The sequence below is a fragment of the Roseburia amylophila genome (assembly GCF_025567465.1).
Classification (GTDB): Bacteria; Bacillota; Clostridia; order Lachnospirales; family Lachnospiraceae; genus Roseburia_C; species Roseburia_C amylophila.
The window spans coordinates 121,194-143,293 of sequence record NZ_JAOQKI010000005.1; the positions used below are offsets into that span (position 1 = coordinate 121,194).

Consider the following 22,100-nt stretch of genomic DNA (forward strand, 5'->3'; position numbering starts at 1 on the left):
AAGATGAGCGAAAAATTAGTTCTGATTGATGGACATAGTATATTAAACCGGGCATTTTTTGGATTACCGGATTTGACCAATGCAGAGGGACTTCATACCAATGCAGTATATGGTTTCTTAAACATTTTATTTAAAATATTAGAGGAAGAGCAGCCGGAGTATCTTACGGTTGCTTTTGATGTGCATGCACCAACATTCCGTCATAAGATGTTTGATGCATACAAGGGAACGAGAAAACCGATGGCAGAAGAATTGCGGCAGCAGGTACCGCTGATGAAAGAAATGCTGCGTGCCATGGGAGTTACGGTAATTGAAAAAGAAGGCTTAGAAGCAGACGACCTATTGGGAACCATAGCAAAGCGCAGTGAAGCAGCAGGCTATGAAGTGTCTGTAGTGTCCGGAGACCGGGACTTATTGCAGCTTGCCAGTGACCATATTAAGATCCGGATTCCAAAGACCAGGCGGACCGGAACGGAAATCGAAGATTATAATACCAAAGAGGTATTGGAAAAATATCAGGTTACACCATTGCAGTTTATTGATGTAAAGGCGCTGATGGGCGATACCGCAGATAATATTCCGGGTGTACCGGGAATCGGCGAAAAGACAGCCACGAACCTGATTGTGGCATATGGCAGCATTGAAAATGCATATGCCCATGTAGAAGAGATTAAGCCAAACCGTGCGAAAGAGATGTTAAAAGAGCATTATGATATGGCACAGTTGAGTAAGACACTGGCTACCATTAAGATAGATGCAGACATCCCATATGATATCAACGAAGCAAGAATTGGCAATTTATATACACCGGAAGCTTATATGATGTGTAAGCGTCTGGAATTTAAGAATCTTTTGAAACGGTTTGAAGTAGACACACCGGTAAATACCGGAGAGGAAAACTTTAAACGAATCGAGGATTTTTCTGGGGTAGAAGATTTTTTTGCAAAGGCAAAGAAGCAGCAGGCAGCAGGAGTCCAGTTGATTTATGAAAAGGATGTTGTGCTTGGACTTGCAGTTGCATGCACAAAAGAAGATGTGGCATATATTCCGGTTGTGGGATTTGTGACAGAGCAGTATCTATTCGAACAGAGCAGACAGCTTCTTGCATCAGGCACAGAGATTCGCACCTTTGATTTAAAACCACAGCTTAAATGGATAGAAGCCGATGAAAAGAGTCATATTTTTGATGTGAAAATAGCAGCTTATTTATTAAATCCATTGAAAAATGACTATGCTTATGAAGATATTGCAAAAGACTATCTTGATTTGATGGTGCCATCGAAAGAGGATTATCTTGGAAAGAAAGATTTAGCCACAGCATCGGAAGAAAAGCCGGAAGAATTCTTGAAAATGGCATGTTATCAGGCATATATTAATTTAATGGCAAAAGAGCCGCTGGCAAAGCAGTTAGAAGAAGAGGGCATGAAAGAACTCTTTGATAAAATAGAAATGCCGCTGGTATATACCTTATCTGATATGGAAAAGGAAGGCATTGCTATTGATGCAGATGCCTTAAAAGAATATGGAGAGAATCTTGCAGTATCCATAGATAAAATTGAAAAAGAAATCTATGAAGAAGCCGGTGAGACCTTTAATATCAATTCACCAAAACAGCTTGGTGTGATTCTTTTTGAAAAATTGCAGATGCCAAATGGCAAGAAGACCAAGACCGGATATTCTACTGCAGCAGATGTACTGGAAAAGCTGGCACCGGATTATCCGATTGTATCAAAAATATTAGAGTACCGTCAGCTGACCAAATTAAAATCCACATATGCCGACGGACTGGCTGCATTTATTGCAGAGGATGGACGGATTCACAGTACATTCCAGCAGACCATAACAGCCACCGGACGTTTAAGCAGTACAGACCCGAATTTACAGAACATTCCAATCCGGATGGAATTGGGACGGCTGATTCGTAAAGTGTTTTTACCGAGAGAAGGTTATGTATTCTTAGATGCGGATTATTCCCAGATAGAGCTTCGTCTGCTGGCACATATGTCAGGAGATAAAAATCTGATTGATGCATATAAGCATGCAGAAGATATTCATGCGATTACTGCATCCAAGGTATTTCATGTGCCGTTCGAAGAAGTAACACCACTGCAGCGAAGAAATGCAAAGGCGGTAAACTTTGGTATTGTCTATGGAATCAGTTCCTTCGGATTAAGTCAGGATTTAAGTATTACAAGAAAAGAAGCAGAACAGTATATTAAGAACTATTTTGAAACCTATCCGGGAATCAAGACATTCTTAGACGGACTGGTAGAGGATGGCAAGACAAAAGGCTATGTCACAACCATGTTTGGCAGAAGAAGACCGGTGCCGGAGTTATCCTCCAGTAATTTCATGCAGCGTTCCTTTGGAGAACGTGTGGCAATGAATGCACCGATTCAGGGTTCTGCAGCAGATATTATTAAAATAGCCATGATTCATGTGCATGACCGCCTGAAAGAGGAAGGCTTGAAATCAAAACTGATTTTACAGGTACATGACGAACTTTTGGTTGAGACCTGTAAAGAAGAACAGCAGCAGGTAGAGAAGATTTTGAAAGAAGAAATGCTTCGTGCAGCAGACCTTGCGGTAACCTTAGAGGTAGATATGCATGCCGGAAATAACTGGTACGAAGCAAAATAGGATAAGGCAGAAATTATGAAATTTATCGGAATTACCGGAGGCGTAGGAGCCGGAAAAACAGAAATATTAAAATACCTTGCCGGCAGAGAAGATACGAAAGTAATGCTGGCGGATGATATCGCAAGAGAACTTTCTGAGCCGGGACAGTCCTGTAACGAAAAATTGCAGGAGCTGTTTGATGGAACAGATGTTTTTGATGAAAAGGGGAAGATGAACCGTCCGAAGGCGGCAGCCATTATTTTCAAGGATGAAGCCAGGCGGAATGGAATGAATGAGATTTTGCATCCGGCAGTAAAGGAATATGTGCTCCATGTATTAGAGCAGGAAAAGGAAGAAGGCAGGCTTCGTTATCTGGTATTGGAAGCGGCATTATTAATCGAAGAACATTATGATGAAATTTGCGATGAATTATGGTATATTTATACTTCAGAGGAGAATCGCAGAGCAAGGCTGAAGCAGTCGAGAGGCTACAGTGATGAAAAAATCAGTGAAATGTTTGAAAGCCAGCTTTGCGAGAACGAATACCGCAGACATTGCAAAGTGGTAATTGATAATAATGGTACGACGGAAGAAACCATTGCACAGGTAAGAACGATAATAGAGAATGAGGGAGAAAATACCAATGGATAATGCAGAACAGAATGCAAATCAATTTGTATTTGGCTTGGATATCGGAACAAGAAACGTAGTTGGAACAGTTGGATATCGGGAAGGCAAAGACTTCTATGTGGCAGCCCAGTATATGAAAGAGCATGAAACCAGAGCTATGCTGGATGGTCAGATTCATGACATTGGAAGAGTAGGCAGAACAATTGCAGAAGTAAAGGCAGAATTAGAAGGGCAGTTAGAGGCAAAGCTTACAGATGTCTGCATTGCTGCCGCTGGCCGTGTACTGAAAACCGTGACCACCAGCGTGGAATATGAATTCGCAGAAGAGACCGTAGTAACTGCAGAACATATACATACTCTGGATTTACTGGGAGTAGACCATGCCCAGCAGATTTTAAAAGAGAGGAATGATACCCGTTACAAATTTTACTGTGTGGGATATTCTGTTGTAAAATATTATATCAATGATGAAGTCTTTTCCAATATAGAAGGACATAAGGCAGAGAAAATTTCGGAGGATATTATCGTAACCTTCCTGCCGGAGGACGTTGTAGATGGTCTGTATTCCGCAGTAGGGCAGGCTGGATTAAATGTTGCCAATCTGACTTTGGAGCCTATTGCTGCAATCAACGTAGCAATTCCGGAGGCTTTTCGAATGTTAAATATTGCACTGGTTGATGTGGGAGCCGGAACATCCGACATCTGTGTCACCAGAGACGGAAGCATTATTGCATATGGCATGATTCCTTATGCCGGAGATGAGCTGACCGAATTAATTGTACAGCATTATCTGGTGGATTTTAATATGGCAGAACATATGAAGCTGACATCCGGTATGGCGGATGAAGTGGAATTTACAGATATCATGAGCATTACCCATACGATTCCATCTGAAGAAATCTGGGATTTAACCCATGATACGGTAGATAAGATTACTACTGAGGTAGCAGAGAAAATCAAAGAGTTAAATGGTGATAAATCGGTCAGCGCAGCCTTCGTAGTTGGCGGCGGCGGCAAAATCCACGGATTTACGGAAATGCTTGCAGACAAGCTTGAAATTCCAAGAGAACGTGTGGCATTACGTGGAGAAGAAGTTTTAAAAGAGGTTCATTTTGCACAGGAAGAGATTAAGAAAGACCCATTACTGGTAACGCCGATTGGAATCTGTCTTAATTATTATGACCAGAAGAATAATTTCATTATGGTCCGGTTTAACGGAGAACGCTTAAAGCTTTATGATAACAGCCATCTTACCATTGTGGATGCAGCATTGCAGGCGGGCTTCCCGAATGAAGCGCTGTTCCCAAGACGGGGCAAGGCAGTGGAGTTTACCGTAAATGGCAAGCCGAGAATCGTCCGTGGAGAACCGGGAGAATCTGCCATTGTTAAAGTGGACGGAAGAGTAGTCAGCATCAATACACCACTGGTTCCGAATTCCGAGATTACCATAGAAGCCTCTACCATTGGAAAAGAAGCCGTATCTACGATTGAACAGTTAGATGAATATACATCCTCCACCATTACCTTCCAGGTCAATGGCATCAATATTACCTGCCCGAAATTTGTTCAGGTCAATGGAAGCCTTGAACCTTCTAATTATGTTATTCAGGAAGGGGACGAAATCGAAACCAGAAACTTCTATACCATTGGACAGCTGGCAGAGTTTATGGATGTGCGGATTGATGAAGAAGCCGGAATTATCTTAAATGGAAAACCGGCAGATATGGGTTCCCTTTGCTATGAGAACTTTGAAATCGAATGGAGTGCTTCTGCCTATGAAAGCGGTGAACGTCATATTTCCTATGGACAGGCAGACCACAGATTTGATGCCGGACCGGAAGAAGAAGCTTCAATAGAAGAAAGCACAGACAGTGCAGCTGAAGTTCATGAGACAGAAGCTTCTGAGGCAGCTGAATCTGTGACAGGCGAAAATGCTGCGGATGAAAATGTTGCAGATGGCATTCAAACGGCAGGTGCAGAGCCGGAAAGCAAAGAATTACATATTATTGCAAACAATCAGGAAATTACTTTAAGTGGCAAAGAAGAATATGTATTCGTGGATATTTTTGATTATATTGATTTTGATTTGTCAGCATCCCATGGAAGAGCAATTGTAACTTTAATTAATGGCATGGATGCCCAGTATACACAGGTATTGCAGGATGGCGATAAAATTGAAGTGTACTGGAAAGAGAATTACTAAATAGAAAGAGACATAAGAAAATGGAATTATGCAGTATTGCAAGTGGAAGCAGTGGAAACTGTATCTACGCAGGAACAGAAAGCAGCCATCTGATGATTGATGCCGGAATCAGTGGAAAGCGCATTGAAGCAGGATTAAACAGTATCGGTTTGAAAACCGCGGAAATGCAGGCACTGCTTGTGACCCACGAACATTCAGATCACATTTCCGGTCTTGGCGTGGTAGCAAGAAAATATGGAATTCCAATCTATGCCACGGCAGAGACCATTGAGGCAGTCAAAGGGATTTCCAGTGTGGGAAAAGTAGATGAGACCTTGTTTCATCCTATCGAAGCCGGAGTGGAATTTCAGATTGGAGATATTACGGTGGAGCCGGTATCCATTTCCCATGATGCCGCAAATCCGGTGGCATACATCATGAAACAGTCAGATAAAAAGATGGCGGTCATTACCGATTTGGGGAAATATGACAATTATCTTATAGACAAGCTGCAGGATTTAGATGTATTATTGTTAGAAGCAAATCATGATGTGCGTATGCTTCAGGTGGGCAGTTATCCTTATCCTCTGAAACAGCGGATATTAGGGGACAGAGGACATCTTTCCAATGAGAGCAGTGGACAATTTTTAGGGCAGCTTCTGCATGATAAGTTTAAAAAAGTAGTATTGGGGCATCTGAGCAAGGAAAATAATCTGGCAGAACTGGCATATGAGACAGTGCGCCAGGAAGTAGAACAGGGTGAGAACCCGTACCACGGAAATGATTTTCCAATCCAGGTAGCAAAGCGGGACGAAGTGTCTGAGCTTATCCGGATTTAAGAATATTAAGAAAGCAAAAATAAGAGGAGAACAAAATGGAAAAGACACAGAGCAAGACAATTATTACTGTAGTAGGAAAAGATACTGTAGGAATTATCGCAAAAGTTTGTACTTATTTATCAGAACAGCATATCAATGTACTGGATATTTCACAGACTATCATTGACGGATTCTTCAATATGATGATGATTGTTGATTTAAATACATCCAAAACACCATTTGCTGAGTGTTCTGCAGCACTGGAAAAATTAGGTGAGGAAATCGGTGTTACCATCAAATGTCAGAGAGAAGAAATCTTTGATATGATGCACAGAATTTAATACGACTTACATAAAAGGGAACTGCTGTTGGCAGGTCACTAAGGCGTATCAATGAAAATACAGGAAATGAGCTGCGTAGAAAGGCAGAATATAGGAGACAAAAAATGATTAATATAATGGAAGTAAGCGAAACCAATAAAATGGTGGAGCATGAGAACTTAGATGTCCGTACCATTACCATTGGAATCAGTCTTTTGGATTGTATTGATTCTGATTTAAAGAAGTTAAACGATAACATTTATAAGAAAATTACTACAGTGGCAAAGGATCTGGTATCAGCAGGAAATCAGATTGAGCAGGAATTTGGAATCCCAATCGTAAATAAAAGAATTTCCGTTACACCAATTGCACTGGTTGGCGGGGCAGCCTGCAAGACACCGGAAGATTTTGCAACCATTGCAGATACTATGGATGCAGCAGCCAAAGCAGTAGGAGTAAACCTGATTGGTGGATATTCTGCACTGGTATCCAAGGGAATGACAAAGGCAGATGAGCTTTTAATCCGTTCTATTCCAATGGCACTTTGCCGTACCGAAAGAGTCTGCAGTTCTGTAAATCTTGCATCCACAAAGACCGGAATTAACATGGATGCTGTAAAATTAATGGGAGAGATTCTCTTAGAGGTGGCAGAGCAGTCTAAGGACAGAGATTCTGTAGACTGTATGAAACTGGTTGTATTCTGTAATGCACCGGATGACAACCCGTTTATGGCAGGCGCATTCCATGGTGTAACAGAGGCAGATGCGGTAATCAATGTTGGTGTCAGCGGACCGGGTGTTGTAAAGACTGCACTGGAAAAAGTCCGTGGAGAGAACTTTGAAGTATTATGTGAGACCATCAAGAAGACTGCATTTAAAGTAACCCGTGTAGGTCAGCTTGTAGCACAGGAAGCGTCGAGAATTTTAAATATTCCATTTGGTATTGTAGATTTATCTCTGGCACCAACTCCTGCAATCGGAGACAGTGTAGCAGATATTCTTTGTGAAATTGGTCTTGAATATGCAGGTGCACCGGGAACGACAGCAGCCCTTGCTCTTTTAAATGACCAGGTTAAGAAGGGCGGTGTAATGGCATCTTCTTATGTTGGTGGTTTAAGTGGTGCATTTATTCCGGTCAGCGAAGACCAGGGAATGATTAATGCAGTACAGGCAAATGCCATTACACTGGAGAAATTAGAAGCAATGACTTGTGTATGTTCCGTAGGTCTCGATATGATTGCAATTCCGGGTGATACCAAGGCAACTACCATTTCCGGTATTATTGCAGATGAAATGGCACTTGGAATGATTAACCAGAAGACTACAGCAGCCCGTCTGATTCCGGTAATCGGAAAGGGAGTAGGTGATACTGTAGAATTTGGTGGATTATTCGGCTATGCACCGATTATGCCGGTAAACCAGTATTCCTGTGATGCATTTATCAACCGTGGGGGAAGAATTCCTGCACCAATTCACAGCTTTAAGAACTAGGATTTTTTGAAATGGAGAAAGAAAATGAGTGATATCCGTAAACTTGTGTTTTTTGAACGAGGCGTAGAAACATTAACTTATTTTTCACATGAGATGGCAGCGTCATTTCGCAAGATGGGATATCAGATTTTCTTCTTTGACATTCAGGCAGAATATGCTGACACGAAACGATTAAGCCGCTTTTTAAAAAGTGGCGAGACCGCAGTCATTACCTTTAACTTTATCGGATTAAGCGGAGAGGAGTTCCTGTTGGAGACAGAGTCTCAGTCTGTCTTTGCCAGCAGAAATATTCCGGTCTATTGCATTCTTGTGGACCATCCGTTGTATTATCATAAGCAGCTTGATGAGACAATTCCGAATCTGACTGTGTTCTGCATCGACCGTCAGCATATTTCTTATATGAAACGGTTTTATAAAGGAATTCCCTGTCATTTTTTACCATTGGCAGGGAATTTTCTGATGGATAAGGAAGAACGTATTTCGACAGACTTTATTCCATATGAGAACCGGGAATATGAAGTGGGTTTTATCGCAAACTATGTGCATCTTCCGGCAATTGAAGAGCATTTTACCAGCCAGACGAAGGAATATATTGATTTCTATCATGAGATATTAAATTATCTCCGCCTGCATCCGTCAGAGCCGTTAGATTCTGCCATGGAGCATTTTGTCCGCCGGGAGATTCCGGAAGTAACGGAGCGGGAGCTGATGGCATGCTTTGCAGGAATGCTTTTTTTGGATATGTATAACCGGACTTATTTCCGTGGAGAAACGGTGCGGACATTGGTAGACAATGGAGTACGGGTACATGTTTTTGGTAAAGGGTGGGAGAATCTTAAGGTAAAACATCCGGAGAATCTTATTTTAAACGGAAGGCAGCTTGATTCTGCCGAATGCGTAAAAATCATCCGGAATACCAAGATTGCATTGAATACCATGCCGTGGTTTAAGGATGGAGCCCATGACAGAATTTTTACAGCCATGTTAAATAAAGCAGTATCCCTGACAGATGGCAGCATTTATTTAAAGGAGCGTTTCTGCGATGGAAAAGATCTGGCATTTTATGAGTTAGAGCATCTGGATGCATTGCCGGAACAGGTATTATCCATGCTGGGACATCCGAAGAAAATGAAAGAAATCATAGAATATTCTTATGAACGGGCACTTAAGGAAGATACCTGGGCGAACCGTGCAGAACGTCTGAGAGAGTTCTTATAGGAAGAATTCCTTGACAAGTGTTTTGGAATATGTTTTACTAAATTCAGGTCATATGACTGACGGAACCGTGGGAATAACCACATGAAGTATGACCTGAGAAAGCCGACCGTCTGGGCAGTTAAGCTCGGGATACGTGTCGGTATTTTTTATGCATGCAAACAGGAAAAGTCACAGGAAAAATTCGAAAGAGAAAGAGACTTTGACGAAAGCTGCAGCAACTTTAAAAATTACATGGAGCGTAAGAAGGAGGAACAAAAATGAAGATGACTTCATTAGCAGAAGAACTTGGAAGCACTACTTATCCGGGAAGAGGAATTGTAATTGGAAAGTCGAAGAATGGAAAGTATGCGGTAACTGCTTATTTTATCATGGGAAGAAGCGAGAACAGCCGTAACCGTGTATTTGTTGAGGATGGAGAAGGAATCCGTACCCAGGCATTTGACCCTGCAAAATTAAGTGACCCAAGTCTTATTATTTATGCACCGGTTCGTGTACTGGGCAATAAGACCATTGTAACCAATGGAGACCAGACAGATACCATTTATGAACTGATGGATAAACAGCAGACCTTCGAACAGGCATTAAGAACCAGAGAATTTGAGCCGGACGCACCTAACTATACACCGCGTATTTCCGGAATCATGCATGTGGAAGATGGAAAATACAATTATGCAATGTCTATTTTAAAGAGCAACAATGGTAATCCGGATGCCTGCAACCGTTATACATTTGCTTATGAGAATCCGGTAGCTGGGGAAGGACATTTCATTCATACTTATATGAATGATGGCAATCCATTACCAAGCTTTGAGGGCGAGCCGGTACTGGTTGATATCGGAGATGACATTGATGCATTTACCGAACTGGTATGGAATAAACTGAATGCAGACAATAAGGTATCTTTATTTGTAAGATATATTGATATTGAAACCGGAAAATATGAAAGCCGCATTGTAAACAAGAACAAATAAGATTTTGTGAATAAGATTCGTGCGAGAGAGGAAAATAAAATGAAAGAATTAGAATTAAAATATGGTTGTAACCCAAATCAGAAACCATCCAGAATTTACATGGAAAATGGCGAATTGCCAATCAAAGTATTAAATGGTAAACCAGGTTATATTAACTTCTTAGACGCATTCAATGGCTGGCAGTTAGTAAAAGAATTAAAGAAAGCAACCGGGCTTCCGGCAGCCACTTCTTTTAAACATGTTTCTCCAGCAGGTGCAGCAGTGGGACTTCCGCTTTCTGACGTAGAGCGTAAGATTTACTGGGTAGATGACATGGATGTAGAATTTACACCGATTGCCAATGCATATGCAAGAGCAAGAGGCGCTGACCGTATGTCCTCTTTCGGAGATTTCATTTCTCTTTCTGATGTCTGTGATAAAGCAACCGCACTTTTAATTAAAAGAGAAGTATCTGATGGAGTTATTGCACCGGGCTATGATGATGACGCATTAGAAATTTTAAAAGCAAAGAAAAATGGCAATTACAATGTCATTGAAATTGATCCTGACTATATTCCAGACCCAATCGAGCGGAAACAGGTATTTGGCGTTACCTTTGAGCAGGGAAGAAATGAGTTAAATATTGACGAGCATTTCTTTGACAATATTGTAACAGAAAACAAAGAGCTGCCGGAATCAGCAAAGAGAGATCTGGCAATTTCCATGATTACTTTAAAATATACACAGTCTAACTCCGTATGTTATGTAAAAGACGGACAGGCAATCGGTATCGGTGCCGGACAGCAGTCCCGTATCCACTGTACCAGATTAGCAGGCTCCAAAGCAGATAACTGGTGGTTGCGCCAGTCTCCACAGGTACTGAATCTGCCATTTTTAGATAAAATCCGCAGAGCTGACCGTGATAATGCAATCGACCTTTACATTGGCGAGGATTATATGGACGTACTTGCAGATGGCGAATGGGAGAAGATATTTAAGACCAGACCTGCTGTATTTACGGCAGAAGAAAAACGTGCATGGTTAGATAAGAATACCGGAGTATCTCTTGGCTCTGATGCGTTCTTCCCATTTGGAGATAACATCGAGCGCGCCCACAGAAGTGGCGTGCAGTATGTAGCACAGCCGGGCGGATCTATCCGTGATGACCATGTAATCGAAACCTGTAACAAATATGGTATGGTGATGAGCTTTACCGGAATCCGTCTGTTCCACCACTAAGAGCTGGAAAATCAGATAGGATTTGAAAGATAAGATTTTGCTGTCAAAAGAGGTGCTGGATTCCTTTGATATAAAATTTCAGCAGTTCTTAGCAGTTTGTTTTTCTTGAATGTAAGCAGTCTTTCCGTTGCTTTGACTGGATGTCTGCACTGTCCGTCGGGTACGGATGCTCTATAAAGCCTGCAAGGGGCACTAGGAATTTCAATTTAAAATTTTGGTTTGTCTGGCAACCGGCGCAAATTCACATCCATGTTCAAATGCGCCTTGCTGGCACATCCCTGTGCCAGCGTTGCCTGTTGCCAGACGAAATTCCAAGTGCCCCTAACAGCCTTTATTATGCATCCGTACTTCGGCGAACCGTACAGACATCTTGTCAAACATTGGAAAGACTGTTTTAATCTCAAAAAGAAAAAAACTGCTTAGTAACTGCGGAATTTTGTGTCAGGAACCAGACACCTCTTTTTGATGGCAAAATCTTTTTATCAAACGCTCTTTTGATTTTTCCACCAACCAAATGGTGAAATCAGACGGCACGGCAAATTCACACCCTTACAATATTGCGTACAAACTCGCTTCTGGCATCCTGCCCGGTTTTTCCGGACAGGATGTTTTCATATAATTCTCCGGCAAAGACATCCAGATCAAAAAGGCGTGCAGCATCAGAAGATAGCATAGAGGCTGCGTTGGCACTCTTAGAAATCATTGGAACATCCGCATAATTGCTTAAAATCGTGAGGAGCCGGGAGGCGTCCTTGCGGAATCCTAAGATACGAAGATAAGGAATGTAATCTAAGGATTTTCCCAAACGATAATCTTCAGCTGTAATCTGAAGCAGAAGGTGAGTGAAAATCCGGCTGATTCTGGTATAAGTCATATCCTTTGTTTTCAGTAACTGGCAGAACTGCTCAAAGGAATGAAACTGTTTTTGCAAATTTTTTATCCGGTGGGCAATTGCTTCATTGGAATCACCACAGAAAGCCAGTTGTGCTTCACTCTGCTGTAACAGAAGGTAAGAGAGCGGAGCAGAAAAATCATTAGCAGAAAGCGGCGGATAAAGATTAAGATATTCTTTTAAAATAGAATAAGCAGCTTCCGGCAGATATGGATTTAATGTAGTGATGTCATTCCAGCCGTTTGAAAGAAGTTCTTTTCTTATGGCAGTGGCAGAGGAAAGACTGCTGTTAAGTGCCGCTTCGTGATAGCCGTCTCCGGTCCGCTGAATCAGATAAGGGGTGATGGCGGCATTCTGAGCCTGAATCGCTTTTAAATATTCAATAGCAAGAATATTATTTGGCTCATTTAAAAGGCAGGCAAGTTCATCGGCCGGGATTTGCTGGTTGGCTTCTTTTAAATAGCTGCATACCGCCTGACTTCTTGCGGCAGGATAGGACATTCCTTTTTTGAGACAGGAAGAGAGAACTTCTTTGTAGTCCTCTGGTTCGGATACGAGCAGGGAAGCAACTTCTTTTAATAAAGAAAGATTGTCTGTTTCTGCACCAAAGCAGAGGGTGTCTACGCAGCCACATTTACGCATGAGTGCAACACCTGCAGAAGCAAAAAGTTCGGCAGAAGCAGTTGCCCAGAGGGCTGGCAGCTCAATTACCAGGTCAGCACCGCAGCTTAAAGCCATTTCTGTTCGTGCATATTTGTCAATAAGAGCCGGTTCTCCCCGCTGGACGAAATTTCCACTCATGGCTGCGATAACGAAGTCAGCCTGGGTCAGGGAACGGATTTTTTCTATCTGGTAAGCATGACCGTTATGAAACGGATTGTATTCTGCAATGATTCCTATGATGCGCATAAGTCCTCCAAAGTTACAAATAATATAGTTCTATCATAGCATTATTCCCATATTTTTGGCAAATTACTTATGGAAAGTATTCATAAGAAGAATTTCGAAAAAATATTTTTCTTTGCATTTTTTCAGACACTGTACTTGAACACCATTTAAAATAGGCGTATACTAAACATACATATGCGGATTTGTAACAATGAACCGTAAAAAAATAGCAGTGAGGAGAAAACAGATGAACGTATTAGTTATTAACTGTGGAAGTTCTTCTTTGAAGTATCAGCTTATTAATTCAGATACAGAAGCTGTACTGGCTAAAGGACTTTGTGAAAGAATCGGAATTGATGGAAGATTAGTATACCAGCTTGCTGGCCATGATAAAGAGATAACAGAAGCACCAATGCCGACCCATAAAGAAGGTATCCAGATGGTACTGGATGCACTGGTAAACCCAAAGACAGGTGCGGTAAAGAGTCTTTCTGAAATTGATGCAGTAGGACATCGTGTCGTACATGGTGGTGAGAAATTTGCCCAGTCTGTTGTATTAAATGAAGAAGTATTAGCAAAAGTGGAAGAGTGTAATGAGCTTGCACCACTTCATAACCCTGCAAACTTAATTGGTATTCGTGTATGTCAGGAACTTATGCCTGGTGTACCAATGGTAGGTGTGTTTGATACCGCTTTCCATCAGACCATGCCGCAGAAGGCTTATCTTTATGGTCTGCCATATGAATATTATGAGAAATACAAGGTAAGACGTTACGGTTTCCACGGAACAAGCCACAGCTTCGTATCCAAACGTCTGGCTGAGTTCTTAAATCTTGATTATAACAATTCCAGACTGATTGTTGCCCACCTTGGAAACGGAGCATCCATCAGTGCTGTATTAGATGGTAAATGTGTAGATACCTCTATGGGACTTACTCCATTAGAGGGACTTGTAATGGGAACACGTTCCGGTGACATTGACCCGGCAATCATGGAATTCATTGCAAAGAAAGAAAACCTTGACATCGACGGAATTATGGATGTATTAAATAAAAAATCCGGTGTAGAGGGACTTTCCGGTGTATCCAGTGATTTCCGTGACCTCGAGGCTGCTTATCATGAAGGAAATCCAAGAGCAATTGCAGCATGTGAAGTATTTGCTTACCGTGTAGCAAAATATATCGGTGCTTATGTGGCTGCAATGAACGGAGTAGATGCCATTGCTTTTACTGCAGGAATTGGTGAGAATACATCCTTCATCCGAGAGAAGATTCTTGCATACTTCGGATATCTTGGAATTACCATGGATAAGGAAGCAAATATGGTTCGTGGAGAGGATAAGATTATTTCTACTCCGGATTCCAAAGTAACCGTATGCATTATCCCGACCAACGAGGAACTTGCAATTGCAAGAGAAACCGTAGCTTTGGTAGGCTAAAAAGGAAAAATATTGTTGACAAAAGCTATAGTGCTATGTATAATTGTTTAGGTGTGAAAAGGAGACAAACGTGATATTAGATTTAACCGATGTATGTTCATGTGAAAATAAAGAGCTTACGAAAGAGGCTGTAATTGAATTGACATCCTTTGATTCAAAGTTAGGTGTGTTTCCGTTCATAGAGAAAAAGCCATTCGAGCTGCGTATCGTTAATGAAGAGAATAAGGATTTACTGATTCACGGAGAAACGGACGTAAGGATAGCAATACCATGTGACCGCTGCTTGGAAGAAGTTCCAACAGATTTCCACCTTGTATTCAATAAGAAGTTCCCATTGGAAGATGCGGATGCTTCGGAAGAAGAGATGGATGAGGCAGACTACATGAAAGGATTTCAGCTTGATATTGATAAAATGGTCTATGATGAAATCTTGGTGAACTGGCCAATGAAGGTTCTGTGCAGAGAGGATTGCAAGGGGATTTGTAAGAAATGCGGTACGAATCTGAATGTCAAGACTTGTGACTGCGAGAAATCTGAGCTGGACCCGAGAATGGCAGCAATTCAAGATATTTTCAATAAATTTAAGGAGGTGTAACCAGATGTCAATTTGTCCAAAGAACAAATCTTCCAAAGGAAGAAGAGATAAAAGAAGAGCAAACTGGAAAATGACTGCTCCAAGTTTAGTAAAATGCAGTAAGTGCGGCGCTTTGATGATGCCTCACAGAGTATGTAAGAACTGCGGTTCATACAACAAGAAAGAAATTATTCCTCAGGACTAATTAAGAAGTGACCGGGAGTGTTTGCAAAAACACTCCCTTTTTACTTTATGAAAAAGATAGGCATTTGCAGAACAATTCAGGTTTTGCGAATGCCTATTCATAGAAAAGGAGAAGGTATGAGCAATATTTTTAATTATAATAATAAGCTCTTTAGTGCATTTGATAAAGTGATTAACATATTCTGCCTGAGTTTAATCTGGTTCATGGCATGTATTCCGGTTTTTACCATTGGAGCATCCTGTACTGCACTTTATTATGCAGTGAATAAAGTAATCCGCCATGGCAGAGGATATATCTGGAAAGAGTTCTGGTCATCCTTCCGTTCTAATTTCAAACAGGCAACCGTAATCTGGCTGATTTTCTTACTGATTGGTCTTGTTATGGGAGCAGACTGGTTTATCATGTTCCAGTTTATGAAAGCCGGAGCAGCGTGGGGCAAGGCTTTTGTGATTTTTGTTGTTATGCTGGTATTTGAGATTGCAATCTGGTTATATGTATATCCGAACATTGCCCGTTTTGAAAATACCAATAAAGCAATTGTAAAGAATGCGGCACTGATGTCATTTGCACATCTGCCAAAGACCATTCTTATGCTGGTGATTTTGCTGATAATTGCATTTTTAGTATATCTGATTCCATTTTTATTAATTTTTGCACCGGCGGCATTTATTGCAATTCAGAATGGAATTATAGAGAAGATTTTCCTGCGTTATATGTCAGAGGAGGACATTGCCAAAGAAGAGGAACGGAACCGGGAATATTTCAATTAGTTTTCTGTTGATTTCTATGGAAAGTTATAGTATATTTCAATATAGGCTTAATGTGATGGCAGATTTACAGGAGGAATGTATATGCAGGAAGTCATTAGAGTGGCAGTTGATGCAATGGGAGGCGACAACGCGCCGGGCGAAATTGTAAAAGGTGCCATCGAGGCAGTAAATACACGCAGAGATATACAGGTTGTACTGGTTGGACAGCAGGAGGTTATTGCTGAAGAATTGAAAAAGTATACCTATGAGAAAGACCAGATTGAAATTAAGAATGCAACAGAAGTAATTGAGACTGCGGAACATCCGGTAAATGCAATTCGTAAGAAAAAGGATTCATCAATTGTTGTGGGAATGAATATGGTAAAACAGAAGGAAGCAGATGCATTTGTATCGGCAGGAAGTTCCGGAGCCGTATTAGTTGGTGGACAGGTGATTGTTGGAAGAATCCGTGGTATCGAGCGTCCGCCTTTGGCACCGCTGATTCCGACCGAGACAGGAGTATCCCTGCTCATTGATTGTGGAGCAAATGTAGATGCCCGTTCTTCACATCTGGTACAGTTTGCCAGGATGGGTTCCATTTATATGGAAAATGTTGTGGGAATCAAGAATCCGAGAGTTGCAATCGTAAATATCGGAGCAGAAGAAGAAAAAGGAAATGCACTGGTAAAGGAAACATATCCTTTATTAAAAGAATGCAAGGATATCAATTTTGTGGGAAGTATTGAAGCAAGAGAGATACCACATGGCGGAGCAGATGTCATTGTCTGTGAAGCGTTTGTAGGAAATGTAATCCTTAAACTTTATGAAGGACTTTCCAGTACGCTGATTGGTGTAGTAAAGCAGGGAATGCTCAGCAGCCTGAAGAGTAAGATTGGTGCAGCATTGGCATTGCCGGCACTGAAGAAGACATTAAAATCTTTCGATGCATCCCAGTATGGCGGGGCACCATTGCTTGGACTGAATGGACTGGTGGTTAAAACACATGGAAGCTCCAAGGCGAAGGAAGTAAAGAATTCCATCATTCAGTGTGTTACATTTAAAGAACAGGATATCAATAATAAAATCAAAAAAAATATAGTAATTTCTGAAACAGAAGAATAGAAAGGAAAAGATTATGGAATTTGAAAAACTGAAAAAAATTATTGCAGAAGTCCTGAATGTGGACGAAGAAGAGATTAGTATGGAAACTACTTTTGTAGATGACCTTGGCGCAGATTCATTGGATGTTTTCCAGATTATCATGGGTCTGGAGGAAGAATTTGATATTGAGATTCCAAATGAAGAAGCAGAGAAAATTGTTACTGTAGGCGATGCGGTAGAGCAGATAAAGAGTGCGCTGAACTAAAAGCAGAATAGACAGTATTCTTCAAAGGAAGCATATTGTGCGAAAGAGTCCGGCATGCCGGATTCTTTTTTGCTTTACAGGAAATTTCTTTCCTGTAAAGTAAAAAACGCTCCGCGAGGATGCACACTGCGGCGTATAAGGTAGATGTCGCAAGCGACCGCCGCAGGCGGCTTGCAAAGCGTGTTTCCCGTAGTTTGCGGGCAGCATCGACAGTTAGAAGGAGAAAATAGTGAGCAGATTACATGAATTTGAAGAAGTGATAGGATATCATTTCAACAATCAGGGATTATTAAGACAGGCATTAACCCATAGTTCCTATGCCAATGAAAGACATATGAAGAAGCACTCAGATAATGAGCGGCTGGAATTCTTAGGCGATGCAGTGCTTGAGGTTACATCCAGTGAATTCTTATACCAGAAGTATCCGGATTATTCGGAAGGTGAACTGACCAAGCTCCGGGCAAGCCTTGTGTGTGAGCCGACACTGGCATTTTGTACCAGAGCAATTGATTTGGGAAAATATCTGTATCTGGGAAAAGGAGAGGATTTAACAGGAGGAAGGAATCGGAAATCCATTCTTTCGGATGCATTGGAAGCAGTAATAGGAGCAATTTTTCTGGATGGTGGTTTTGCTAATGCAAAAGAGTTTGTGTTAAAATACATTCTGACAGACATTGAGCACAAACAGCTCTTTTATGATAGCAAGACTATCCTGCAGGAGATAGTACAGGCAGGATATAATGAAGAACTGAATTATCAGTTGATCCGGGAAGAAGGACCGGATCATGATAAGCGGTTTGTGGTAGAAGCCAGAATCGGAGTAAAGTCCATTGGAGAGGGAATGGGACATACAAAGAAAGCAGCAGAACAGGAAGCTGCATATCAGGCGCTGCTTAAGCTGAAACAGCAGGAGAATAAGCGCTCTTAAACGGAGGAAGTTATGTATCTCAAAAGTATTGAAATTCACGGTTTTAAATCATTTGCAAATAAAATTGTATTTGATTTTCACAACGGAATCACAGGCATTGTGGGGCCAAACGGTAGTGGAAAAAGTAATGTTGCGGACGCAGTGCGCTGGGTATTGGGAGAACAGAGTGCCAAGCAGCTACGTGGCGCAAGCATGCAGGATGTTATTTTTGCGGGAACAGAGAATCGTAAGCCATTAAGTTATGCATATGTTGCGATTACATTAGACAATGCAGACCATCAGCTTGCGGTAGATTATTCAGAAGTAACGGTAGCCCGAAGAGTATACCGTTCCGGAGAAAGTGAATATCTTATCAATGGCAATCCATGCCGTCTGAAGGATGTAAGCGAGCTTTTTTATGATACCGGTATCGGTAAAGAAGGTTATTCTATTATCGGACAGGGTCAGATTGAGCGAATCTTAAGCGGTAAGCCGGAGGAAAGAAGAGAACTTTTCGATGAAGCGGCAGGAATTGTAAAATATAAGAGAAGAAAAGTAACCGCCCAGAAGAAATTAGAAAGTGAGCGGGAGAACCTGGTACGTGTCAATGACATTTTGACAGAGTTGGAGCGTCAGGTAGGACCGTTGGAGAAACAGTCAGAGACCGCAAGAATCTATCTTAAGAAAAAGGAAGAGTTAAAGACCTTGGATGTTAACATGTTCCTTTTAGAGATGGAGCGGATTGAGACCCAGACCAAAGAAGTAGAAGAAAAGTTTAAAATTGCAGATACCCAGTTAAAAGAAGACAACGAGGCATACGAGAATATCAAAGCGGAGTATGAGAAAAAAGAGCAGGACATGGAAGAAATGGATGCGAAAATCACAGAAATCCGCGAAGAACTCAGCAATACCAATGTCATGAAGGGAAAACTGGAAGGTCAGATTAATGTATTAAATGAGCAGATTAAGGCTGCACAGATGACAGATGACAGCTTAAAAGCACGTTTGGAGCAGTTAGAAAGTGACCGGAAAGAAAGAAAAGAACAGCAGGAGCATTATCTTGCACAGAAGCAGGAAATTGACAGCCAGGTAGCAGAGATTGAAGCACGCAAGCAGGCAGCTTCTGATGAGTTAGAAAAGATTCAGAAGGAAATTGCCCGCTGTACACAGGGCATCGAAGAAGGCAAGAATGAGATTATTGAGATTCTGAATAATAAAGCTTCCACAAAAGCAAAATTACAGAAATTCGATACCATGGCAGAGCAGGTAAATATCCGCAAAGCCCAGTTGAATCAGCGTCTCTTAAAGCGTAAAAGCGAAGAAGCAGATTTGCAGAGTGTATTGTCAGAATATCAGGACAAATTAGCAGGAGTAAGTCGTGAGATTGAAGCATTAAAGGCAAAAGAAAAAGAGACCGCAGACTTAATTCAAAGCTGGCGTAAGAAAACAGCAGAGAACCGGAGTGCCTTAGAAAAAGCAACTATTGATTATAATAAGGGAGAATCCCGTCTTGAGACCTTAAAAAATATTGCAGAGCGTTATGAAGGCTATGGAAACAGTATTCGTAAGGTAATGGAGCAGAAGGATAAGGAAGGCGGAATCCTCGGCGTTGTGGCAGACCTCATTCAGGTGGACAAGAAGTATGAGACAGCCATTGAAGTTGCACTCAGTGGAAACATCCAGAACATTGTTACGAAAGACGAGCAGACAGCAAAGAAAATGATTGCTTATCTGAAACAGAATCGTCTGGGACGTGCCACATTCCTGCCGCTGACCAGTGTTACCGGTAAGGATAACAGCAAGCAGGATGTATTCTTAAAAGAAGAAGGCGTAATCGGAAAGGCAGATACGCTGGTAAAACATGATGCAAAATTTGACGGTGTAATGTCCTATCTTCTTGGAAGAGTCTTTGTTATGGACTCCATTGACCATGCGTTGGCACTGGCGAAGAAGAGCCATTATTCTTTACATATGGTAACCTTGGAGGGTGAGTATTTAAGCCCGGGTGGTTCCATTGCCGGTGGTGCCTTTAAGAATACCGGTAATCTTCTGGGAAGAAAACGCGAAATTGACGATTTGACGAAGAGACTGGAAGAACTGAAGAAAACTATTGCATCCTGCAAGGAGCGGAGCGAAGAAATCCGCACTGCACAGGAACTTGCCATGCAGGATATGGAAAAGGTACGGACTGATTTACAGGAACAGTATTTACAGCAGAATACAGCCAGGATGAATGTAGACCGTACCTTGCAGCAGAAGAATGAAAGCGAGAGCGTATTTGAAGGCTTAAAGAATGAGAGCCAGGATATTGAAGAACAGTTGACGGATATTAAGAAGGGCAAGGAACGTACGGAAGAGGAAATCAAAGAAGCAGAAGTACGGGAAGAAGAAATCAAAGCCCAGGCTGAGCAGTTCCAGGTAATTTTAGAAGAACAGATGAAACTGGAAGAGGCTGCAACTGAAGCTGTTTCCAAGGTGCAGTTAGAGGAAGCCGGATTCACACAGAAACAGGAATTCATACAGGAAAACTTAGAACGTGTGGAAGAAGAATTAGAGCGTGTATACAAGAATCAGGAGTCTTTGAAGAATCAGTCAGCAGAATCCAAAGAAGATGCAAAACGTCATGAGGCAGACATAGAAGCCATCCGAAAGACCATTCTTGCATCCGATGAGAATTATGCGGCATTGAATCAGAAGCTTTCTGAGAGCATTGCTGCAAAAGAACAGATGTCAGCGGAGTATAAGGGATTCTTTGAACGAAGAGAAGAGATTTCCAAGCGGATTGCAAATCTTGACAAAGAGATTTTCCGACTGAACAGCCAGAGAGAGAAGTTAGAAGAGGCAGGTGAATACCAGACCAATTATATGTGGGAGGAATATGAGCTGACTCCGCATAACGCATTGCTGCTTCGCAATGAAGAATATCAGGATTTGCCGGAACTTAAGAAACAGATTTACGGTATCAAGGATGATATCCGAAAATTGGGTGATGTCAATGTCAATGCCATTGAAGAATATAAAGAAATCAGTGAACGTTATACGTTTTTAAAGACGCAGCATGATGATTTAGTAGAAGCAGAGCAGACGCTGGTGGGTATCATTGAAGATCTGGATACCGGAATGCGCAAGCAGTTTACCGAGAAGTTTGCGGAAATCCAGCATGAATTTGACAAGGCATTTAAGGATCTCTTTGGTGGTGGTAAAGGAACCTTAGAGTTAGTCGAGGATGAGGACATCTTAGAGTGTGGCATCCGTATTATTGCGCAGCCACCTGGAAAGAAGCTGCAGAACATGATGCAGTTGTCCGGTGGAGAGAAATCGTTGACAGCCATTGCACTGTTATTTGCAATTCAGAACTTAAAGCCATCCCCATTCTGTCTTTTAGACGAGATTGAGGCAGCGTTAGATGATTCTAACGTAGGACGTTTTGCAAAATATCTGCATAAATTAACGAAGAATACGCAGTTTATTATCATTACGCACCGAAGAGGAACCATGGCAGCAGCCGACCGCCTGTACGGAATTACCATGCAGGAGAAGGGTGTATCCACACTGGTAAGTGTAAATCTGATTGAAGAAGATTTAGATAAATAAGAGAAATGAACAGAGAAAGAA

Annotated in this window: 18 protein-coding genes and 1 riboswitch; of the genes, 17 read left to right on the plus strand and 1 reads right to left on the minus strand. The window is 41.6% G+C overall.

All coding sequences use genetic code 11. The annotated features are described in order from the left end of the window. The first annotated feature begins 3 nt into the window (after positions 1-3). The 9 genes from polA to OCV43_RS04650 all read left to right on the plus strand — a co-directional run bounded on the left by polA (position 4) and on the right by OCV43_RS04650 (position 11,466). On the plus strand, positions 4-2,640 hold the full coding sequence (polA, locus tag OCV43_RS04610; protein ID WP_262623530.1) for a DNA polymerase I: 2,637 nt from the start codon (positions 4-6) through the stop codon (positions 2,638-2,640). Between the two features lie 15 nt (positions 2,641-2,655). Further along, positions 2,656-3,270 (plus strand): dephospho-CoA kinase, encoded by a 615-nt coding sequence (gene coaE, locus OCV43_RS04615; protein ID WP_118087555.1) that lies wholly within the window; start codon positions 2,656-2,658, stop codon positions 3,268-3,270. Beyond that, positions 3,263-5,452, plus strand: coding sequence for a cell division FtsA domain-containing protein (locus OCV43_RS04620; RefSeq protein ID WP_262623531.1), 2,190 nt, complete (start codon positions 3,263-3,265; stop codon positions 5,450-5,452). Before coaE ends, OCV43_RS04620 begins: the two co-directional genes overlap by 8 nt. Positions 5,453-5,472: 20 nt before the next feature. Beyond that, positions 5,473-6,270: an MBL fold metallo-hydrolase gene (locus tag OCV43_RS04625; protein ID WP_117698746.1), complete on the plus strand. Its 798-nt coding sequence runs from the start codon at positions 5,473-5,475 to the stop codon at positions 6,268-6,270. Positions 6,271-6,305: 35 nt separating this feature from the next. After that, positions 6,306-6,590, plus strand: a complete 285-nt coding sequence (locus OCV43_RS04630; protein WP_022244074.1) for an ACT domain-containing protein — start codon at positions 6,306-6,308, stop codon at positions 6,588-6,590. Positions 6,591-6,694: 104 nt separating this feature from the next. Further along, positions 6,695-8,059 carry a PFL family protein gene (locus tag OCV43_RS04635; RefSeq protein ID WP_117698745.1) on the plus strand — a complete coding sequence of 455 codons (1,365 nt, stop codon included), beginning with the start codon at positions 6,695-6,697 and terminating at the stop codon, positions 8,057-8,059. Positions 8,060-8,083: 24 nt separating this feature from the next. Beyond that, a complete protein-coding gene (locus OCV43_RS04640; protein ID WP_022244076.1) occupies positions 8,084-9,277 on the plus strand; it encodes a glycosyltransferase family protein in 1,194 nt (397 codons plus the stop codon). 42 nt (positions 9,278-9,319) lie between these two features. After that, positions 9,320-9,400: riboswitch (ZMP/ZTP riboswitch) on the plus strand. Between the two features lie 134 nt (positions 9,401-9,534). Next, positions 9,535-10,248 carry an IMP cyclohydrolase gene (locus OCV43_RS04645; RefSeq protein WP_117947008.1) on the plus strand — a complete coding sequence of 238 codons (714 nt, stop codon included), beginning with the start codon at positions 9,535-9,537 and terminating at the stop codon, positions 10,246-10,248. A 39-nt stretch (positions 10,249-10,287) separates the two neighbouring features. Next, positions 10,288-11,466: a phosphoribosylaminoimidazolecarboxamide formyltransferase gene (locus tag OCV43_RS04650; protein WP_022244079.1), complete on the plus strand. Its 1,179-nt coding sequence runs from the start codon at positions 10,288-10,290 to the stop codon at positions 11,464-11,466. Positions 11,467-12,007: 541 nt separating this feature from the next. On the opposite strand, the gene OCV43_RS04655 is transcribed toward OCV43_RS04650, so the two are convergent. Further along, positions 12,008-13,267 carry a nucleotidyltransferase gene (locus tag OCV43_RS04655; protein ID WP_262623532.1) on the minus strand — a complete coding sequence of 420 codons (1,260 nt, stop codon included), beginning with the start codon at positions 13,265-13,267 and terminating at the stop codon, positions 12,008-12,010. 226 nt (positions 13,268-13,493) lie between these two features. On the opposite strand from OCV43_RS04655, the gene OCV43_RS04660 reads away from it, so the two are divergent. The 8 genes from OCV43_RS04660 (at position 13,494) to smc (ending at position 22,079) form a co-directional block, all read left to right on the plus strand. Next, positions 13,494-14,684, plus strand: coding sequence for an acetate kinase (locus OCV43_RS04660; protein WP_022244081.1), 1,191 nt, complete (start codon positions 13,494-13,496; stop codon positions 14,682-14,684). A gap of 70 nt (positions 14,685-14,754) precedes the next feature. Continuing rightward, positions 14,755-15,279, plus strand: coding sequence for a YceD family protein (locus OCV43_RS04665; RefSeq protein ID WP_227701120.1), 525 nt, complete (start codon positions 14,755-14,757; stop codon positions 15,277-15,279). A 4-nt stretch (positions 15,280-15,283) separates the two neighbouring features. After that, on the plus strand, positions 15,284-15,463 hold the full coding sequence (gene rpmF, locus OCV43_RS04670; RefSeq protein ID WP_022244083.1) for a 50S ribosomal protein L32: 180 nt from the start codon (positions 15,284-15,286) through the stop codon (positions 15,461-15,463). A 116-nt stretch (positions 15,464-15,579) separates the two neighbouring features. After that, positions 15,580-16,233: a YesL family protein gene (locus tag OCV43_RS04675; protein WP_227701119.1), complete on the plus strand. Its 654-nt coding sequence runs from the start codon at positions 15,580-15,582 to the stop codon at positions 16,231-16,233. Positions 16,234-16,314: 81 nt separating this feature from the next. Continuing rightward, entirely contained in the window at positions 16,315-17,334 is a 1,020-nt protein-coding gene (plsX, locus tag OCV43_RS04680; RefSeq protein ID WP_022244085.1) for a phosphate acyltransferase PlsX, read from the plus strand. 13 nt (positions 17,335-17,347) lie between these two features. After that, a complete protein-coding gene (acpP, locus tag OCV43_RS04685) occupies positions 17,348-17,578 on the plus strand; it encodes an acyl carrier protein (RefSeq protein WP_022244086.1) in 231 nt (76 codons plus the stop codon). A 226-nt stretch (positions 17,579-17,804) separates the two neighbouring features. Next, positions 17,805-18,506, plus strand: coding sequence for a ribonuclease III (gene rnc / locus OCV43_RS04690; protein WP_334307685.1), 702 nt, complete (start codon positions 17,805-17,807; stop codon positions 18,504-18,506). A 12-nt stretch (positions 18,507-18,518) separates the two neighbouring features. Beyond that, positions 18,519-22,079: a chromosome segregation protein SMC gene (smc, locus tag OCV43_RS04695; protein WP_227709825.1), complete on the plus strand. Its 3,561-nt coding sequence runs from the start codon at positions 18,519-18,521 to the stop codon at positions 22,077-22,079. Positions 22,080-22,100: the final 21 nt, after the last annotated feature.